This is a genomic window from Mycobacterium noviomagense (genome assembly GCF_010731635.1).
Taxonomy (GTDB): domain Bacteria; phylum Actinomycetota; class Actinomycetes; order Mycobacteriales; family Mycobacteriaceae; genus Mycobacterium; species Mycobacterium noviomagense.
Genome location: NZ_AP022583.1, coordinates 4,653,937 through 4,671,660, shown reverse-complemented (window position 1 = coordinate 4,671,660; position 17,724 = coordinate 4,653,937). Strand labels below are relative to the sequence as shown.

15 protein-coding genes and 2 pseudogenes are annotated in these 17,724 nt (G+C 65.2%); 9 read left to right on the top strand and 8 right to left on the bottom strand.

The genetic code is table 11. From position 1 onward, the window contains the following. Positions 1-26: 26 nt before the first annotated feature. From G6N15_RS22145 to G6N15_RS22110, 8 genes are all read left to right on the top strand, one after another. A complete protein-coding gene (locus G6N15_RS22145; protein WP_083088429.1) occupies positions 27-2,993 on the top strand; it encodes a bifunctional [glutamine synthetase] adenylyltransferase/[glutamine synthetase]-adenylyl-L-tyrosine phosphorylase in 2,967 nt (988 codons plus the stop codon). Positions 2,994-3,013: 20 nt separating this feature from the next. Beyond that, entirely contained in the window at positions 3,014-3,640 is a 627-nt protein-coding gene (locus G6N15_RS22140; RefSeq protein WP_083088430.1) for a PaaI family thioesterase, read from the top strand. Further along, positions 3,637-4,497: a TIGR03619 family F420-dependent LLM class oxidoreductase gene (locus G6N15_RS22135; RefSeq protein ID WP_083088431.1), complete on the top strand. Its 861-nt coding sequence runs from the start codon at positions 3,637-3,639 to the stop codon at positions 4,495-4,497. Before G6N15_RS22140 ends, G6N15_RS22135 begins: the two co-directional genes overlap by 4 nt. Positions 4,498-4,627: 130 nt before the next feature. Then, positions 4,628-5,977 (top strand): HNH endonuclease signature motif containing protein, encoded by a 1,350-nt coding sequence (locus G6N15_RS22130; protein WP_083088432.1) that lies wholly within the window; start codon positions 4,628-4,630, stop codon positions 5,975-5,977. A gap of 238 nt (positions 5,978-6,215) precedes the next feature. Beyond that, positions 6,216-6,458 (top strand): hypothetical protein, encoded by a 243-nt coding sequence (locus G6N15_RS22125; protein WP_179961761.1) that lies wholly within the window; start codon positions 6,216-6,218, stop codon positions 6,456-6,458. A 74-nt stretch (positions 6,459-6,532) separates the two neighbouring features. Next, positions 6,533-8,125, top strand: a complete 1,593-nt coding sequence (locus G6N15_RS22120; protein WP_083088433.1) for an HD domain-containing phosphohydrolase — start codon at positions 6,533-6,535, stop codon at positions 8,123-8,125. A gap of 97 nt (positions 8,126-8,222) precedes the next feature. Further along, positions 8,223-9,002, top strand: a complete 780-nt coding sequence (gene mddA, locus G6N15_RS22115) for a methanethiol S-methyltransferase (RefSeq protein ID WP_083088434.1) — start codon at positions 8,223-8,225, stop codon at positions 9,000-9,002. An 84-nt stretch (positions 9,003-9,086) separates the two neighbouring features. Continuing rightward, the gene (locus G6N15_RS22110) at positions 9,087-10,145 is read left to right on the top strand and encodes a YihY/virulence factor BrkB family protein (RefSeq protein WP_083088435.1); all 1,059 of its coding nucleotides are present in this window, start codon (positions 9,087-9,089) and stop codon (positions 10,143-10,145) included. Positions 10,146-10,191: 46 nt separating this feature from the next. Here the strand turns inward: G6N15_RS22110 and G6N15_RS22105 are convergent, their stop codons facing one another. The 5 genes and pseudogenes from G6N15_RS22105 to glnA form a co-directional block, all read right to left on the bottom strand. Then, positions 10,192-10,506, bottom strand: a complete 315-nt coding sequence (locus G6N15_RS22105) for a hypothetical protein (protein WP_083088436.1) — start codon at positions 10,504-10,506, stop codon at positions 10,192-10,194. A gap of 303 nt (positions 10,507-10,809) precedes the next feature. Next, positions 10,810-11,457 (bottom strand): DoxX family protein, encoded by a 648-nt coding sequence (locus G6N15_RS23640; RefSeq protein ID WP_083088437.1) that lies wholly within the window; start codon positions 11,455-11,457, stop codon positions 10,810-10,812. Between the two features lie 841 nt (positions 11,458-12,298). Next, a pseudogene (locus G6N15_RS22095) lies at positions 12,299-12,805 on the bottom strand (GNAT family N-acetyltransferase); the annotation flags it as partial. After that, a pseudogene (locus G6N15_RS22090) lies at positions 12,802-13,113 on the bottom strand (type II toxin-antitoxin system TacA family antitoxin); the annotation flags it as partial. The pseudogenes G6N15_RS22095 and G6N15_RS22090, both read right to left, overlap by 4 nt. An 80-nt stretch (positions 13,114-13,193) precedes the next feature. Then, a complete protein-coding gene (glnA, locus tag G6N15_RS22085; protein WP_083088457.1) occupies positions 13,194-14,630 on the bottom strand; it encodes a type I glutamate--ammonia ligase in 1,437 nt (478 codons plus the stop codon). Between the two features lie 196 nt (positions 14,631-14,826). On the opposite strand from glnA, the gene G6N15_RS22080 reads away from it, so the two are divergent. Then, on the top strand, positions 14,827-15,294 hold the full coding sequence (locus G6N15_RS22080) for an RDD family protein (protein WP_083088439.1): 468 nt from the start codon (positions 14,827-14,829) through the stop codon (positions 15,292-15,294). Positions 15,295-15,303: 9 nt separating this feature from the next. On the opposite strand, the gene G6N15_RS22075 is transcribed toward G6N15_RS22080, so the two are convergent. The 3 genes from G6N15_RS22075 to lipB are packed head-to-tail and all read right to left on the bottom strand — an operon-like array spanning position 15,304 to position 17,714. Further along, positions 15,304-16,056 carry a DUF4191 domain-containing protein gene (locus G6N15_RS22075; protein WP_083088440.1) on the bottom strand — a complete coding sequence of 251 codons (753 nt, stop codon included), beginning with the start codon at positions 16,054-16,056 and terminating at the stop codon, positions 15,304-15,306. 27 nt (positions 16,057-16,083) lie between these two features. Then, a complete protein-coding gene (lipA, locus tag G6N15_RS22070) occupies positions 16,084-17,022 on the bottom strand; it encodes a lipoyl synthase (RefSeq protein WP_083088441.1) in 939 nt (312 codons plus the stop codon). Further along, positions 17,019-17,714 carry a lipoyl(octanoyl) transferase LipB gene (lipB, locus tag G6N15_RS22065; protein WP_083088442.1) on the bottom strand — a complete coding sequence of 232 codons (696 nt, stop codon included), beginning with the start codon at positions 17,712-17,714 and terminating at the stop codon, positions 17,019-17,021. The genes lipA and lipB overlap by 4 nt, the downstream gene beginning before the upstream one ends. Positions 17,715-17,724: the final 10 nt, after the last annotated feature.

Genomic DNA, 17,724 nt, shown 5'->3' with positions numbered 1-17,724 from the left:
GACGACGGTGCGCTACCGTCGTCGTCGTGACCAGACCCGCCACCCAGCGCCCAAAAGTGCCCAGCACGGGCCGCCTGGGATTGGTCGACCCGCGCGCGAGCGCCTACCTGGCCCAGTTGGGCTGGGACACCGAGGCGCACGTCGAGCTGTTGTGGTCGCTCTCCCGGGCACCGGACGCCGATGCGGCGCTGAGCGCGCTCGTCCGACTCTCGGAGAATCCCGACGTCGGGTGGAAAGAGCTGGACGCCGCGTTGCGCAGCGACCGCAGCTTGCGGGGCCGGCTGTTCGCGGTGCTCGGCTCGTCGCTGGCCCTCGGGGATCACCTGGTGGCACATCCACGCTCCTGGCGCCTGCTGGGCGGCAACCTGACATTGCCGTCAGCTGACCAACTGCGCCGGATTTTCCTCGACTGCGTCACCCAAAACCCAAGCGAGGCAGTCATACCCGAGCTGCGCACGCGTTACCGCGATCAGCTGCTGATGCTGGCTGCACTTGACTTGGCCCCGACGGTCGAAAACGAGCCGGTGCTGGCGTTCAGCGCGATCGGCGCGCACCTGGCGGATATGGCAGACGCCGCGCTGGCCACGGCGCTGGTGCTCGCGGAAAAAACAATGTGCGGCGACGAGCCAGCGCCGCGACTGGCGGTCATCGCGATGGGCAAATGCGGTGGACGCGAACTGAATTACGTCAGCGACGTCGACGTCATCTTCGTCGCCGAGCGCGCCGACCCCGTCAGCACCCGCGTCGCCCGGGAGATGATGCGGGTGGCCTCCGAAGCGTGCTTCGAGGTGGACGCCGGGCTGCGCCCCGAGGGCCGCCACGGTGAACTGGTCCGCACCCTGGAGTCACACATCGCGTACTACCAGCGGTGGGCGAAGACCTGGGAATTCCAGGCGCTGCTCAAGGCCCGCCCGGCCGCTGGCGACCGTGAACTCGGCGAGCGCTACATCGCCGCGGTCAGTCCGATGATCTGGCGCGCCTCCGAGCGTGAAGACTTCGTCTCGGAGGTGCAGGCCATGCGGCGCCGGGTCGAGGAGATGGTGCCGGCCGCCGTTCGCAGTCGCGAAATCAAGCTCGGCACTGGGGGATTGCGCGACGTCGAGTTCGCGGTGCAGCTGCTGCAGCTGGTGCACGGCCGCACCGACGAGTCGCTTCATGTTGCATCCACCGTGGATGCGCTGGCGGCGCTGGGGGGCGGCGGCTATATCGCCCGCGACGACGCGGCGAACCTGACCGCCTCCTATGAGTTCCTCAGGCTGCTCGAGCACCGGCTGCAGCTGCAGCGGCTCAAGCGCACCCACATGCTGCCACCGCCAGACGACGACGAGGCGCTGCGGTGGCTGGCACGCGCGGCCCACATCCGCCCCGACGGCCGCCACGACGCGCTGGGCGTGCTGCGCGAAGAACTCCGGCGACACAACGTACGGGTGTCACGGCTGCACGCCAAGCTCTTCTATCAGCCGCTGCTGGAATCAGTCCGGCCGGCCGGTTTGGAGCTGCGCGGCATGACACCCGATGCTGCGGAGCGTCAGCTGGCCGCGCTGGGCTACGAAGCACCGCAGAGCGCGCTGACTCATCTGGCCGCGCTGACCAACCAGAGCGGGCGACGCGGGCGCGTCCAGTCGGTGCTGCTGCCCCGGCTGCTCGACTGGCTGTCGGCCACTCCGAATCCCGACGGCGGGCTGCTGGCGTACCGCAGACTCAGCGAGGCGCTGGCCGGGGACCGCTGGTACCTGTCCACACTGCGGGACAAGCCTGCGGTGGCCAAGCGGCTGATGCATGTGCTCGGCATCTCCGCGTACGTGCCGGAGCTGCTGATGCGCGCACCGGAGGTCATCCAGCAGTACGGTGACGGGCCGTCCGGTCCCAAGCTGCTCGACGTCGAGCCTGGCGCGCTGGGTCACGGGCTGATCGCCTCGGCGGGTCGGCATGCCGACCCAGTCCGGGCCATCGCCGCCGCCCGCAGCCTGCGCCGGCGGGAACTGGCGCGCATCGCCTCCGCCGACCTGTTGGGGATGCTCGAGGTCACCGATGTCTGCCGGGCACTGACGTCGGTGTGGGTCGCCGTGCTGCAGGCCGCGCTCGAGGCGGTGATCCGGGTGAACCTGCCCGACGACGGAGCCGGCAGTGCCCCGGCCGTCATCGCGGTGATCGGGATGGGCCGACTCGGCGGCGGCGAGCTCGGCTATGGGTCGGACGCCGACGTGATGTTCGTCTGCGAGCCGGTCGCCGGGGTCAGCGACGCCGATGCGGTGCGCTGGTCGGCATCGGTCGCCGAACAGCTCCGGGCTCTGCTGGGGACTCCCAGCGCGGACCCGCCGCTGGAGCTCGACGCGGATCTGCGTCCGGAGGGGCGCAACGGCCCGCTTGTGCGCACACTGGCCTCCTACACCGCCTACTACGACCAGTGGGCGCAGCCGTGGGAGATCCAGGCGTTGCTGCGGGCGCGGGCGGTCGCCGGTGATCCAGACCTCGGCCAGCGCTTCCTGACGATGGCCGACAAGACCCGCTATCCGGCCGGCGGAGTGTCGGCGGAAGCAGTGCGCGAGATCCGCCGCATCAAAGCGCGCGTCGATGCCGAGCGGTTGCCGCGTGGCGCAGATCCCAACCGGCACACCAAGTTGGGGCGCGGTGGCTTGGCTGACATCGAGTGGACCGTGCAGTTGCTGCAGCTGCAAAATGCTCACGACAACCCGGCGTTGCATAACACGTCGACGCTGGAAACCCTGGATGCGATCGCTGAGGCCGAACTGCTCGACGAGTCCGATGTGGAGCTGCTGCGGCAGGCCTGGCTGACGGCCACCCGGGCTCGCAACGCGCTGGTCTTGGTGCGCGGCAAGCCCACTGACCAGTTGCCGGGGCCAGGTCGGCAGCTCAACGCCGTCGCGGCGGCCGCCGGCTGGCCCAACGATGACGGCAACGAGTTTCTGGACAACTATCTGCGGGTCACCCGGCGCGCGAAAGCCGTTGTGCGCAAGGTGTTCGGGAGTTGAGCAGCAGGAGGCTGAATCGGGTGGACAACGCGTACGAGACGATCAGCGCCGAGGAGCACGATCGACTGGCGGAGTTGTACGGGCCGCTGACCGACGCCGTACGAGATCTCATCGATGCCACCATCCGCACCCAGGTCGGCGCCGACACCATCGAGGACGCGCGCATCGCAATCGAGGCCGTGACCGAAAAACTGCGCGCCAGCCAGCTGGGCCCGACGGCCGGGGTTCGCTACGCCGTCGAAGGCCGGCCGCTCGCATGGGGAAACGCGGTGATCGGCATGCGCAACCCGATCGCCCCACCGCTGACCATTCACCACGACGGCGGTCGCTGCTGGAGCGAGTTCAACCTGGGTGCTGCATATGAGGGGCCGCCCGGCCTGGTGCACGGTGGCGTCTGCGCGCTGGTGCTCGACCACATCCTCGGTGAGGCAGCCAGCGAGGGGCTGACCAAGCCGCTGTTCACCGGGACGATCTCGGTGAAGTACCTGCGCGGCACTCCGCTGGGTGACCTGCGTGCGGAAGCCGCGATCGAGCGCACGGAAGATGTCAAAACCTTTGTGCGCGGGACAATTTCGGACGCATCCGGTGTCACTGTGGAAGCCGAGGGCATTTTTGTCATGCCGGCCTGGGCGCGGGAAGCCCGATGAAGTACTACATCAGCACCGCGTTTCTGAACACGTCCGAGATCGTGGAGGTCGCCAAGGCTGCCGACGAGCTGGGTTACGACGGGATCGGCATTCCCGACCACGTCGTCAACCTGGAAACGTTGGCCACCCCGTACCCGTACACCAAAGATGGTCAGCGGCGCTGGCATCCCTTCACCGACTGGCCCGACCCGTGGGTGTTGATCGGTGCGCTGGCACAGGTCACCACACGGCTGCGGTTTGTCACCACTGTCTACATCCCGGCCATGCGCAATCCCTATTTGGCGGCCAAAGCGATTGGTACCGCTGCGGTTTTGGCTGATGGTCGGGTCGAGCTCGGCATCGGTGTCGGGTGGTGCGAGGAAGAGTTCGCGTTGATGGAGCAACGGTTCGACGCTCGCGGCAAACGCACCGACGAGATGCTCGACTTGATGCGAGGGCTGTGGCAGCCCGGGTGGACGGAGTTCCACGGCGAGTTCTATCAAACGCCACGATTGGAGATGGAGCCGACGCCACCGCGGATACCCATTTATGTCGGCGGGCTCAGTGAGATCGCGTTTCGCCGTGCGGCCCGCAACGACGGCTGGATCGGTGACCTGATCAAAACCGAACGCGCCGTCGAGGCGGCGGGCAGGCTGCGTACGCTTCGGGTCGAAAACGGCTTGCCGCTCGAAGATTTCACCATCTTGACGCCGTTGACCGATGCTGTGACCATCGCCGACTACCAGCGCGCGGAGGCCGCCGGCATCACCGGGATCCTGACGATGCCGTGGATGTTCTATGCCGGGCCGGCTGCCAGCCTGGCCGAAAAGGTCGACGGCATGCGGCGATTCCGCAAAGACTTAGCGCTCGACGGGTAGCGGTAGCGCCGACTCGCCGTGAATTCACCTGTGTCACTGTCGTTTTTGCGGTTATGCACAGTTTGAATTTCATCCACAATTCGACATTCATCGTGCGGTCGATGTCAGACCACTGCGATAGCCTTCGAACATGTTTTCGGAACGCGACGAGGTGGTCGCGGTGCTGGATCGGCTCGAATCCGCAGTCGATGACCTGACGGCGCTGCGGTTCGATGGGCTGACTACCCCGGAGCGGTTACGGATATTGGAGCGGCTGGAGGCGGTGAACCGTCGGCTGCCGGTCGCCGGCCACTCCTTGATCAACGGCGTGCGAGAGCAAGCCACTCCGGTCGAGCTGGGCGGCAAGCTGGCGCATGCATTGGCCGATCGCCTGCGTATCACCCGCGTCGAAGCGGCGCGCCGCATCCATGAAGCGGAGGACCTGGGCGAACGACAGAGTCTGACCGGCGAACCGCTGCCGCCGCGCCTGGCTGCCACGGCCGCCGGGCAGCGGGCCGGGAAGATTGGCGCCGGCCACGTCGCAGTCATCCGGCGGTTTTTCGAGCAGCTGCCATGTTGGATTGACGCGGCCACGTGCGAGCGCGCCGAAGCGAAGCTCGCTCGGCTAGCCACCCAGTTTCGTCCTGACCAGTTGGCGAAGCTCGCCGACTGCCTCAATCCTGACGGGCAGTTCAGTGACGAGGACCGGGCCCGCCGCCGCGGCGTGACGTTGGGCAAGCAAGACGTCGACGGCATGAGCCCCATTCGGGGTTGGCTGACCCCGGCGATGCGGGCCACGGTCGAAGCGGTACTGGCGAAACTGGCTGCGCCCGGCATGGCCAACCCCTATGACGAAAAACCCGTCGTGGACGGCACACCAAGCGAAGAAGCCGTCCGCCACGACACGCGCAGTCCCGCACAGCGCAACCACGACGGGCTCCATGCCGGGCTGCGGGCGTTACTGGCGAGCGGAGGGTTGGGCCAGCACAACGGGCTGCCCGCCAGCATCATCGTCTCCACCACGCTGGCGGAGTTGGAAGCCGGCGCGGGCACGGGGCTCACCGGGGGCGGCACGTTACTGCCGATGAAAGACGTGATCCGGATGGCCCGCCACGCCCATCATTATTTGGCGATTTTCGACAAGGGCCGTGCTCTGGCGCTCTATCACACCAAGCGCCTGGCCTCACCGGGCCAGCGAATAGTGTTGTATGCCAAGGATCGTGGATGCTCGCACCCCGGTTGCGATGTGGCGGGCTACTACTGCGAAGTCCATCACGTAACCGATTACGCCCGGTCTCGGGTCACCGACGTCAACGACCTGACGTTGGGCTGCGGCGGGCATCACCCGGTCGTCAAACCCGGAGGTTGGCAAACCCGCAAACGCGAAGACGGCCTGACTGAATGGATTCCGCCACCGCACCTGGATCGGGGCCAGCCCCGCATCAATCTGTTTCATCATCCCGAAAAACTTCTGCATGACGACGATGACGACTATGGGTAGCTTGCGAGCAGGAGTCTGAGGATGCCATGTCGCTCTTCGGTAAGAGGAAGCGTCCATCCGAGGTAACAACCGACGGATACGAGCCACCGCCCATCGACAAGGTGCATGGCCAGCCATCGGCTGACGTTGTACCGCCATACGGTTCTCTCACCGCAGACGATGTTCGCGACGTCGCCTTTCGTAAGCCGCGTCGGTGAAAGCATCCCGTCGCTGGCTTGGTTGGCCTAACGTTGCGCCCGTGGAGCCACATCCAACCCCCGAACTGGTGCCCGTCGAGGCATTGCGCTCAGGTGACCCGATCACCGACGTCAACGGTGGCGGTCACCACTACACAGTTCTCGAGTCCAAGGCCGTCAGCGACAGCTGCATCGTCCTCGAGCTCGAGTCGAAAGCCAACCACCAGCTTCGAGTGATCGAGATGTCTTTTCCCGCCGGCTACCGCGTGGGCAGATCACCTCGTCGCAGCCCTGCGACGCCGTAGCTTCGTCGGGAGAAGCTGCCGACGATTCCGACGGGTTAGCTCCCGATTCGCTGCACGCGCGGCAGAATCAATGGATGGCATGCGAGGCAGGCCATGCAGACCCGCGCCGGTCGGAGCTGCCGAGTCGCGCTGAGGTGCTCGCCGCGCTATCGGTAGCGATCGATCTGGGCCTCGGCCAACCCAGCGAGCACATGCTTCGCGCAGCGCTGATCGGCACGAGGATCGCCGATCGGCTAGGACTCACCCGGGATCAGCGTGACTGCACCTACTACACGAACCTGGTGATGTGGATCGGTTGTCACGCCGACTCCCACGAATACGCGCGATGGTTCGGCGACGACATTGCGGTGCGCCGCGATTCCGCGCTGGTTGACTGGGCGGGCTTGCCTTACCTGCGGTTCTTGCTCAGCAATGTGGCCCGCGGTGAGCCGCTGATGCGCAGGCTGACTGTTATGGCGGCACTGTTCGCCAACGCGCGCGGCCACCTGGCCCGTCTGGTCCGATCGCACTGTGCATCCGCGACGCTGCTGGCGCAGCGCATCGGCTTGGGCCCGGATGTGCAGGGTGCGCTGGCATTCGCCTTCGAACGCTACGACGGGGGAGGGCTGCCCAACGGCGCTCGCGGCGAAGACATTCCGCTCCCGATGCGGATCGCCCAGCTCGCCGACATGGCCGAGATTCACCAGCGCGCTTACGGTATCGACGGTGCGGTGGCGATGGCCCGCAACCGTAGAGGCGGCCAGTTCGACCCACACATCGTCGACGCATTCCTCGCACAGCCCGGGGGCATCTTGGCAGGCCCACCCACCGGCGATGTCTGGGCGGTCGCGTTGCGGGAATCACCTGACCGCCACCACCGGCTCGACGCGCAGTCGCTGGATGCTCTCCTCGTCGCACTTGGCGACTTTGTCGACCTGAAATGCCCGTTCACTCTTGGTCATTCGCAAGCGGTGGCACGGCTAGCCGCAGACGCGGCGTCGGTCGTCGACCTGGATGCCGATGCGGTGGCATTGACTCGCCGCGCCGGATACGTCCATGACCTGGGCCGCATCGGGGTGTCGAACCAGATTTGGTCGGCGCCGCGTCAGTTGACCGCAAGCGAATTCGAGCGAGTGCGCCTGCACCCCTACCTCACCGTGCGGATTCTCAGTCGGGTCCGCGGCTTGGAGCGTGTCGCCCAGCTGGCCGGCAATCACCATGAGCACGTGGACGGTTCGGGATATCCGCGCGGTCTGACCGGGGCCGCTCTGAGTCTCCCGGACCGCCTGCTGGCCGCCGCGGTGCGCTATCAGTCCGCGTGTGAACCACGGCCGTACCGTGCTGAGCTGTCAGCGGAATCGGCGGAACGCCGCCTGCGCCAAGATGTCCAAACCGGCGCCCTGGATCCGGTCGCGGTCGACGCCGTCTTACATGCAGCCGGCCGTCGCACTGAGCGACCCCATCGGCGCCCGGACGGGTTGACCGGCCGAGAGGCTGAGGTGCTCCGCTTGGTGGCCCGGGGGGCGTCGAACAAGGAAATCGCGGCGGCTCTCGTGATCAGCGAGAAGACCGCTCGCAACCATGTCGAGCGGGTTTACGCCAAGATCGGGGTGTCGAACCGCATCGGCGCCAGCCTGTACGCGATGCAGCACGGGCTCGTCGCGCCGTCGATACCGGAGAGAAATTGAGGCAAACGCCTCATGCGTAGAGGCAAAGAGCGGTGAACCATCAGGTCATGACCAACGTTCGAATGAGTGGTTTCGGCCGGGCGAGGAGGTCAGCGGCATGACGAAGATCAACCGGATATCGGCGGTCTGTTATGGCGCGGCGAGCTACCTGATATTCGTCGTGTCATTTCTGTATGCCATCGGGTTCGTCGGCGACATCGTGGTCCCGCGCACCGTCGATCGCGCCATCGCTGCTCCCACTGGCCAAGCCGTCGTAGTGAACCTTCTGTTGCTCGGCCTGTTCGCTGTCCAGCACAGTGTCATGGCACGGCCGGCGTTCAAACGGTGGTGGACGCGGATCGTGCCGCAGCCCCTGGAGCGAAGCACCTATGTGCTGCTGTCGAGTTTGGTGCTGTTCCTGCTGTACTGGCAGTGGCGAACTATGCCGACCGAGATCTGGCATGTCACGTCACAGGCGGGCCGGCTGGCAGTGTGGGTGCTGTTCTGGATCGGGTGGGCGATCGTCCTCGCGTCGACGTTCATGATCAGCCACGTCGATTTGTTCGGACTGCGGCAGGTGTATTCGTTCTGGCGTGGAAAACCGCTCAGCGACATCCAGTTCCGCGCTCCGTTGCTATACCGAGTTGTCCGTCACCCGTTGATGCTCGGTTTCATCATCGCCTTCTGGGCGGCGCCGACGATGACGGCCGGGCACCTGCTCTTCGCGGTCGCCACCACCGGATACATCCTGATCGCCGTGCAGCTGGAAGAGCGGGATCTGGTGGCCGCGCTCGGGCCGCAGTACCGCGACTACCGCACACAGGTGCCGATGCTGTTACCGGTGCCGCGCCGGCACTCGACATCCGCCGGCAGCGGCATGTCGACCCAAATGCAATAGCCGGTTCGTCACGCCGACCCCTGGTGTTCCGGCCGCCCAGTCGAAGCGGTTTCCGCTGGTTGCCGTGCGGGTATCGAACTATCCATGGCCGCCAGCGACCGGCAGGCGGATGAGGTTGTCCCGGATCCGAATGATCCGATCAAGCCGGAGTCCCCGACCGACCTGACCCGACCGTCGGTGCTATATGTGCTCCGCACAACCGCTCGCGAGTTCACCCATGATCAATGCACCGATCAGGCCGCAGCACTGACGTATTACGCGGTGTTGTCGATGTTTCCCGCGCTGGTGGTAATGGTCTCGCTGCTAGGGGTGCTTGGCCAGGGCAAGCGCACCACTGACACCGTCCTGCAGATCGTTGGCGAGCTTGGGCCCCCCTCGGTCGTCGACACATTGCGTAGCCCTGTCCAGCAGGTGGTGGATTCACCGTCCACTGGATTCGCACTTATCGCGGGCGTAATCGCCGGGCTGTGGTCGGCATCCGGATATATTGGCGCGTTCGGGCGCGCGATGAACCGCATCTATGAGATTCCCGAAGGCCGACCGTTCTGGAAGCTGCGGCCGCTTCAGCTATTCCTCACGCTGGCTGGCCTCATCATGGCCGGGGCGGTGGCGTTCATGCTGGCCGTGAGCGGCCCGGTGGCTAAAGCGATCGGCGATGCCATCGGTGCCGGGCATGCGGCGCTGCTGGTCTGGAACATCGCTCGCTGGCCAGTGATCTTGATCCTTGTCATCCTCGCCGTCGCCATCCTCTATCACGCGACGCCCAACGTGCGCCAGCCGAAGTTTCGCTGGATCAGCGTGGGCGCTTCGGTGGCGATCGTGGTGTGGATCCTGGCATCCTTGCTATTTGGTGTCTATGTCAGCAATTTCGGTAAGTACAACAAGACGTATGGCACGCTGGCCGGAGTCATCGTGTTTTTGCTCTGGTTGTGGATCACCAATTTGGCGCTGCTGTTCGGCGCGGAACTGGATTCCGAACTTGAACGTGGGCGTGAATTACAGGCAGGCATGCCGGCCGAACGCGATTTACAGTTGCCTCCGCGAGACACTCGTGTGAGCGATAAGAAGCGGGACAAATACGAGCGCGCATTGCAGCGTGCCAAACGGCTGCGACAGTCGCGCGGTCGCAACGATGAATCATGATGAGGCAGCAGGCCAATGCGGATCGCATTGGCCGGGGCGCAGCTTTCTACCGTCCGGCCGGACCCGCAATAACCAGTGGTTCGATGTCGCCAATGGTCTCGATGCTGGATCGGTAGCCCGGCTCGTCATGTGGCCCCGAGTTTTCGACGCCGACGACTTGCATCACGCAGGATATCCCTTGCAGCGGAAAGTTGTTCTTCAGCTGGATGCACAGGTGGTGGTTGAGGACTTCCCAGTACGGGTTCCTCGACACGTCGGCAGTGTCGAGGTAGTCGAGCGCTTGGCGGCGTAGTTTCGTGTAGTCGGGTATCTGGTCGTCGGCGATGCCGTCGTTGTACCGGTAATGAAAGTACAAGTTCACCGTATGCCCGCCCTGATTAGGTGTCCTTACCCCGATAACCTCGAACATAAAGTCACGTCTCGTGTTGTGGTGAGCGATCGGCGCGCCTTCGCGTCGGTCGAAATGCGAACCTGCTGCGAGCCCGGCACTGAACAAAGTTGCCGTCGCGATAAGGAGCCCAGTCGCACCGGCGATGACATTGCGTGTCTTCACTTCACTGCAGAGTATTTGTCAGCGAACCGTTCGGTGTAGACGCCGCACCCCAGTACCAGTCAGTCCTGAAGCGACCAATCCGGTTGGGAACCAAGGGAGTCGCGAAAAGCGTCAACGTCCGCGGATCTGACGATTCCGCCGCCAGCGGTTCCAGAAACCGCCCGCACGCGTGCCCTGCCAACCGGCACCGCTGTCGGCTGGCCGGGTGTCCGCACGCGGGCCCCGCAAGCGGTTCCAGAACCCGCCCCGACGCGTACCCTGCCAGCTGGCATCCGTGGCAGCAGGTCCGGTATCGGCTAGCGCGCGCCGCCGGCGGTTCCAGGGTGCCCCGGCACGTCTGCCACTCCAGCCTGCGCCCACGGCGCGTCGCCGGCTGTCCAACGCGTACACGCCACCACCGATGAAGAACAGCAGCAGGAACGCGAAGCAGTACAGCACCGCAAGCTCTCCCTGATTTTGAATCGGCCAAAAGCCGTGCGGGAAGTGCTGGGTGAAGTAGGCGACCGCCATCTCCCCGGAGGCGAAGAAAGCCGCGACCCGGGTGAAGAGCCCGAGCGCGACGAGCGCACCGGTGACCGTCTCGATCCAGCCCGCGTAATAGAACGGCCAGTCGCCGACCGGGACAGTCGGCCCCACCGGCCAGCCGATCAACTTCTGCAAGCCGTGGCAGAGAAACAGCAGTCCCACCACCACGCGGAAAACCGTCAGGGCCACCGGCGAGTACGTCCCGAGCCGGGCTTCCATGTTGCGCGTCGTCATGCGACGACGATACGGCTACACGTTCTTACACGTCGAAGTACAGCGCGATTCGTGCAGGGTGTTGAAAATGCTAGCTGTATTGGCGGAATTCAACACGCTGGTCAAGCGTCGGCGATATGGGCTCAGCATGGGATGGCCAGGTCTGCCGCGTACTCGGCGCGCCGGGCGTCATCTCAAGTGTCACCAGCTGCCTGACAGTCACTTAATTGGCACTACGTTCAAGGCGTCGACTCAGTGACGCGATTGCGCCGCAGTACGTTACTGGCCACCGGGTCAGCGGTGTTCACTCGAATCAGCCGTCTTGGAACCACTGCTCGATATCGGCACCACTGAGTGCGTCGTCGTGCTCGGAGTCAGCGAGCTGGTCGTCGTGAACCTCCCCAGCTAGTGCGACGGGCAAAGCGATGAAGCGGCCGTGCTCGATATCGCTCACTACTTCGAATGCCTCGTGAACAACCGCCCCCAGCAAGTCGCGTGCGTTCTCGCCATCACCAGCGCGTTGCTGGTATCGGAGAGCGGCATTGCCAAGCCGACCGAAGAACTCGACTTTCGTCATCGAATCGAACAGCGGTCGGCAAGCAGCCCAAAGTGCACGCACCAGCCACGACAAGCTTGCCGCGTGCGGAGTGACAACATATTTGGCTTCGTGGTAAGTGGGTTCGGGCATCGTTGTAGCGACAACCAAACCAGCGCCGCCCCACAGGTGGCGATCTTCGCCTACCGTACCGGCGGCTACCGCCTGATCCAGGGCTTCGACTCGGAGACGGGCTTTGGCCAATCGTGCTTTGGCTTCGGCCAGCTTGTAGACTTCGCGCTGTGCGCGCCGAGCTGCCGAAGGACCGCCAATGAGAGCGCGGGCGTCCTTCATCGACAGCATCAGGTGCAGCGGATCAGTCGGGGAACTCTCGAAGTCGAAGTGAGCGTAAAATCCGCGAGCCTCCTCGTGCAATGCGTGCACGAGTATCGCCCGCACGCCGACATGTTCGGCCACCTGGACACTTCGCGCGATCGCATCACGGAGCAGATGGCTGCCCAAACCGTTCCCCTGCTCTTTACGGTCAACCGCCAGCCGCGACAACAAGATCACAGGCACAGGGTCAGGCATATTGCGGCGTACCGGACCCGGCGCCGAGTTACGATCGATGGCCGCCGACGCAAGGGCGTAAAAGCCGACCACGTGACCATCCCGGCACGTAACGAAACAACGCGATGCCCCCTGGACGTGATTGGCCAACGCCCGCTTACGCAGATATTCGTCCAAGCTCGGTTCGCCGCTGTCGAATGTAGCGACGTCGTCGGCGTCGGTGATCGGCCGTGGGGTGCTGTAGTACCCGGCCGCGGCGCTCACGCATCACCGTGAAAGATAGTCGGCTCGGAAAACAGTTTTTCCAGCCGAGGCTTGTGTGAGACGGGCCGGTCCAGCATCGAAGTGAATTGCGTCCATGCCGCGTCGTCGAGCATGAACAGCCGGCGGTCGGCCAACACGTCGCGGGCATGCGCGAGCGCTGCCGTGACTGTGAAATTGGTGAGATCGGTTCCTTCGACCTCGGCGGCACGACGAATCAGCGCGTCCTGCTCAGGGGTCAGGCGCGCTGCAAGACGCTCAGTTTTGATAGCCATGCATCCGAGTGTGCGCCTAATAGGCGTACAAATCAACCCTCGCCGTCACCCTTGCGTACCTCGGAGCCGCGTTCGTGGCCTAGCCAGAGGTAAGGCGATTGGCTCGATTGGCTCGCCTACACGTCGAAGTAGAGCGCGAATTCGTACGGATGCGGCCGGATGTTGACCGGCTCGATCTCGTTCTCACGCTTGAAGGTGATCCACGTCTCGATCAGGTCTGACGTGAAAACCCCGCCCTCCGTAAGGTATTCGTGGTCGGCCTCAAGCCGGTCGATCACCGCGGCCAACGACGTCGGCGCCTGCGGAATGTTGGCGGCCTCTTCCGGCGGCAGCTCATAGAGGTCCTTGTCGACCGGTGACTGCGGCTCGATCTTCTTCTTGATCCCGTCCAGGCCGGCCATCAGCATGGCCGAGAACGCCAAGTAGGGGTTGCCCGACGAGTCGGGGCAGCGGAACTCCAGCCGCTTGGCCTTCGGGTTGGTGCCGGTGATCGGGATGCGCACACACGCCGACCGGTTGCGCTGGCTGTACACCAGGTTGATCGGGGCCTCGTAGCCGGGCACCAGCCGCTTGTAGGAGTTCACGGTCGGGTTGGTGAACGCCAGCAGCGACGGCGCGTGGTGCAAGATGCCGCCGATGTAGTGGCGGGCGGTGTCGGACAGCCCGGCATAACCCACTTCGTCGTAGAACAGCGGGTCGCCTTCCTTCCACAACGACTGGTGGACGTGCATGCCGGAGCCGTTGTCGCCGAACAGCGGCTTGGGCATGAAGGTGACCGTCTTGCCGTGCTGCCACGCCGTGTTCTTGATGATGTACTTGTACAGCTGCAATTGGTCGGCCGCGTGCAGCAGCGTGTTGAACTGGTAGTTGATCTCGGCCTGGCCGCCGCTGCCCACCTCGTGGTGGCCCTTTTCCAGCGTGAACCCGGCGTTGATCAAGTTGGTCAGCATCTTGTCGCGCAGGTCGACGTACTGGTCGTTGGGCGCCACCGGGAAGTAGCCGCCCTTGGGGCGGACCTTGTAGCCGCGGTTGGGGCTGCCGTCGGCCTCGGTCGCCGCGCCGGTGTTCCACCAGCCGGAGATGGCGTCGACCTCGTAGAACGAACCGTTGATCCGCGAGTCGAAGGCCACCGAGTCGAAGATGTAGAACTCGGCCTCCGGGCCGAAGTAGGCGGTGTCGGCGATGCCGGTGCTGATCAGATAGTTCTCCGCCTTGCGGGCCACGTTGCGCGGGTCGCGCGAGTACGGCTCCCGGGTGAACGGGTCGTGCACGAAGAAGTTCAGGTTCAGCGTCTTGGCCTCGCGGAACGGGTCGATGATCGCGGTGTCGGGGTCGGGCAGCAGATACATGTCCGACTCGTGGATCGACTGGAAGCCGCGGATCGACGAACCGTCGAAGGCCAGCCCGTCGGTGAAAACGCTCTCGTCGCACCCCGAAGCCGGAATCGTGAAGTGCTGCATGATCCCGGGCAGGTCGCAGAACCGGACGTCGACGAACTCGACCTTCTCATCCTTGATGAGCTTGATGATGTCGTCGGCCGTCTTCTCGGACACCGAAGCGCTCTCCTTCATTGTGGGCTTCGAGTCTATTGCGGTCATTGAAGAGCTCTCCTTTACTGGCCGTGACGATGGCCCGACCGAACGCTATGGACGCCATGTTGCCCAAGGGTCAACCCTATGTTGCGCTGACGTTACGCGCCCCGGTCATTGGTAACTTTTACCAGGCCGGCTCCGCCGTATTGTGGGGCCCATGGCCCGCGCGATCGCATCGTGGCTTTCTGGCCCGCCACACCAGCCCGAATCAGGCCGGCCATCGACTTATCCCGGCGAGGCGCTCGGGCTGGCCGAGAGCGGGCCCGGTTCATTGGCGCGCATGGGGCGCCGGTTGGCAGCACTGCTGATTGACTGGCTGATCGCCTACGGCTTGGCCGCGCTCGCGATGACGTTGGGCTGGGTGACGCCGGCGTCGCTGTCGACCGCGGTCCTGGTGATTTGGTTCGTCATCGGGGTGATAGCCGTGCGGCTGTTCGGGTTCACCCCAGGACAGCTCGCGCTGGGGCTCGGGGTAATAACCCTGCAGGGGCGAAAGCATGTCGGGCTTGGTCGCGCCGTAGTTCGCGGCGTACTCATCGCGCTGGTCGTCCCGGCGTTGTTCGTCGACACCGACGGTCGCGGTCTGCACGACCGGGTGACCGGCACCGCTGTAGTGCGGCGGTAGGAGCCCGGGCTAGCGCCGACGCACGGTGCGCTGCACACTGCGCAGCTTGCCGGCGGTGGGCATGGGTCCCTTCGGCATCGCGGCCGCGCCGGCACGCGACCCGAGCGCACTCAGCCGCGACTCCAGTGAGTCCAACTGCTTGGCGGTGATATTGGCCGGCAGTCGGGCGAGGTGACGTTCCAGTTTGGCCAGGGGAACTTCACCCTCGCCGTTGCCGACGACGATGTCATAGATCGGCACGTCGCCGACCAGTCGCGCGGTGCGCTTCTTCTCCTGGGCAAGCAGCGGCTTGAGGCGGCCCGACGACCCTTCTCCGACCAGGATGACACCGGGCCGGCCGATCACCCGGTGCACGGCGTCGAAGTGGCCGGTCGCGGCCACACCAGGAGTGACGCGCCATTTACCACGCAGATTTTCCAGCACCCATGCCGCCGCGCCGGCTTGCCCTTCGGCCTTGCGGTACACCGACCGCTGCGCGCGTCGGCCGAAGATGATGAACGCCACCAGTGCGCCCAGCACCACACCGAGCACGATCATCATCACCATGGCGAATCCGCCGGCCGCCACACCGGCCGCTACGGACGCACCGACGATCAACACGAAGGCGCTGATCATGTACGGCAGCAGCCGCTTGTCTTCTTGGCGCTGAATCGTGAACGCCTGCCACAGCTGAGTGCGCCGCTCCTTGGCGGCGGCCTTGCGGGCGGCCTTGGCTTCTGCTTTGGCGGCCTTCGTCGCCGCTGCATTGCGCGATTTCGCCATAATCGCCAAGGATACGGAAAACGCGGTTCAGCGCGGTGCTGCGGCCTGCCGCCGCTGGATGGCCTGCTCATAGAGGCGGCCGGCCCGATACGACGAGCGCACCAATGGCCCTGCCAGAACGCCGGCGAACCCCAGCTGTTCGGCATACCCGGCGTACTCCACGAACTCCTCAGGCCTGACCCAGCGCTGCACCGGGTGGTGGCGCAGCGACGGACGCAGATATTGGGTGATGGTGACGATGTCGCAGCCAGCGTCGTAGAGATCTTTCAGCGCGGCCCGCACCTCTTCAGGCGTTTCCCCTAAACCGAGGATCAGGTTGCTCTTGGTGACCAAGCCGTAATCGCGGGCGCCGGTGAGCACGTCGAGGCTGCGCTGGTAGGTAAACGCCGGCCGGATCCGTCTGAAAATCCGCGGGACCGTTTCGACGTTGTGCGCCAACACTTCTGGGCGCGCGGCAAAGACCTGCTCGAGGCGGTCCGGGTCTCCGTTGAAATCGGGTATCAGCAGCTCGACACCGGTGGACGGGTTGAGCTGCTTGATGGCGCGCACCGTCTCGGCATACAGCCACGCCCCGCCGTCGGGCAGGTCGTCGCGGGCCACACCGGTGACGGTGGAATACCGCAATCCCATCGCCTGCACACTCTCGGCCACCCGGCGTGGCTCGTCGCGGTCCAGCGGCGCGGGCTTGCCGGTGTCGATCTGGCAGAAGTCGCAGCGACGGGTGCACTGGTCACCGCCGATCAAGAAGGTGGCCTCGCGGTCCTCCCAGCATTCGTAGATGTTGGGGCAGCCGGCCTCCTCGCACACAGTGTGCAGGCGTTCACGCCGGACCAGGCCCTTCAGCTCGGTGTAGTGCGGCCCCATCCGCGCGCGGGTCTTGATCCACGGTGGTTTGCGTTCGATCGGGGTCTGGGCGTTGCGGACCTCCAGGCGCAGCAGCTTTCTGCCTTCGGGGGCAACGGTCACAACGGCGATGCTACGCGCGCGGGGGTGTGGTCGCGCACCGCCAGCACACCGTCCAGCGCGTCACACACCGCTTCGGCGACCGCAGATCGCACGTCGTCAATACCGACCCGGCGGCCCAGTTCAGCCGTTATCGACGTCACCCCGGCATCGCTGATGCCGCACGGCACGATCCGGGTGAACGCATTCAGATCACAGTCGCAGTTGAGCGCGAAGCCGTGCAGCGTCGTCGCCCGTGACACGCGCACACCGATGGCGGCGACCTTGCGCGCTGGCCGGCCACCGCCGGCCGGCAACCACACTCCCGAACGGCCGTCGACGCGGCCTACCGACAGGCCAAGGTCGGAGCACACCTTGATCAGCGATTCTTCAAGCCGCCGAACGTAATTCACCACGTCGAGCGGCTGGGCCAGCCCGATGATCGGATAGCCCACGAGTTGCCCCGGGCCGTGCCAGGTGATCTTGCCGCCACGATCGGTGTCGACGACCGGCGTGCCGTCAACAGGTCGCTCGTGCGGCAGTGTGCGCCGACCCGCGGTGTAAACCGACGGGTGTTCCAGCAGCAGCAGGGTGTCGGTGCCGCCGTCGGCCCGGGCGTCGGCCACTTCGCGTTGCAGCTGCCAGGCCGCGCGGTAATCGACGGCGCCGAGCTGGCGGACGTCGATGGGATCCAGGCTGGACCGGATAGAGCTCACAGCGCCGAGG

Excerpts from the sequence above, each read along its gene's own strand:
- mddA (WP_083088434.1), top strand. The coding sequence starts at position 8,223 with ATGACGAAGATCAACCGGATATCGGCGGTCTGTTATGGCGCGGCGAGC.
- G6N15_RS22135 (WP_083088431.1), top strand. The coding sequence starts at position 3,637 with ATGAAGTACTACATCAGCACCGCGTTTCTGAACACGTCCGAGATCGTG.
- G6N15_RS22130 (WP_083088432.1), top strand. The coding sequence starts at position 4,628 with ATGTTTTCGGAACGCGACGAGGTGGTCGCGGTGCTGGATCGGCTCGAA.
- G6N15_RS22120 (WP_083088433.1), top strand. The coding sequence starts at position 6,533 with ATGGCATGCGAGGCAGGCCATGCAGACCCGCGCCGGTCGGAGCTGCCG.
- G6N15_RS22110 (WP_083088435.1), top strand. The coding sequence starts at position 9,087 with ATGGCCGCCAGCGACCGGCAGGCGGATGAGGTTGTCCCGGATCCGAAT.
- G6N15_RS22075 (WP_083088440.1), bottom strand. The coding sequence starts at position 16,056 with ATGGCGAAATCGCGCAATGCAGCGGCGACGAAGGCCGCCAAAGCAGAA.
- G6N15_RS23640 (WP_083088437.1), bottom strand. The coding sequence starts at position 11,457 with ATGACGACGCGCAACATGGAAGCCCGGCTCGGGACGTACTCGCCGGTG.
- G6N15_RS22080 (WP_083088439.1), top strand. The coding sequence starts at position 14,827 with ATGGCCCGCGCGATCGCATCGTGGCTTTCTGGCCCGCCACACCAGCCC.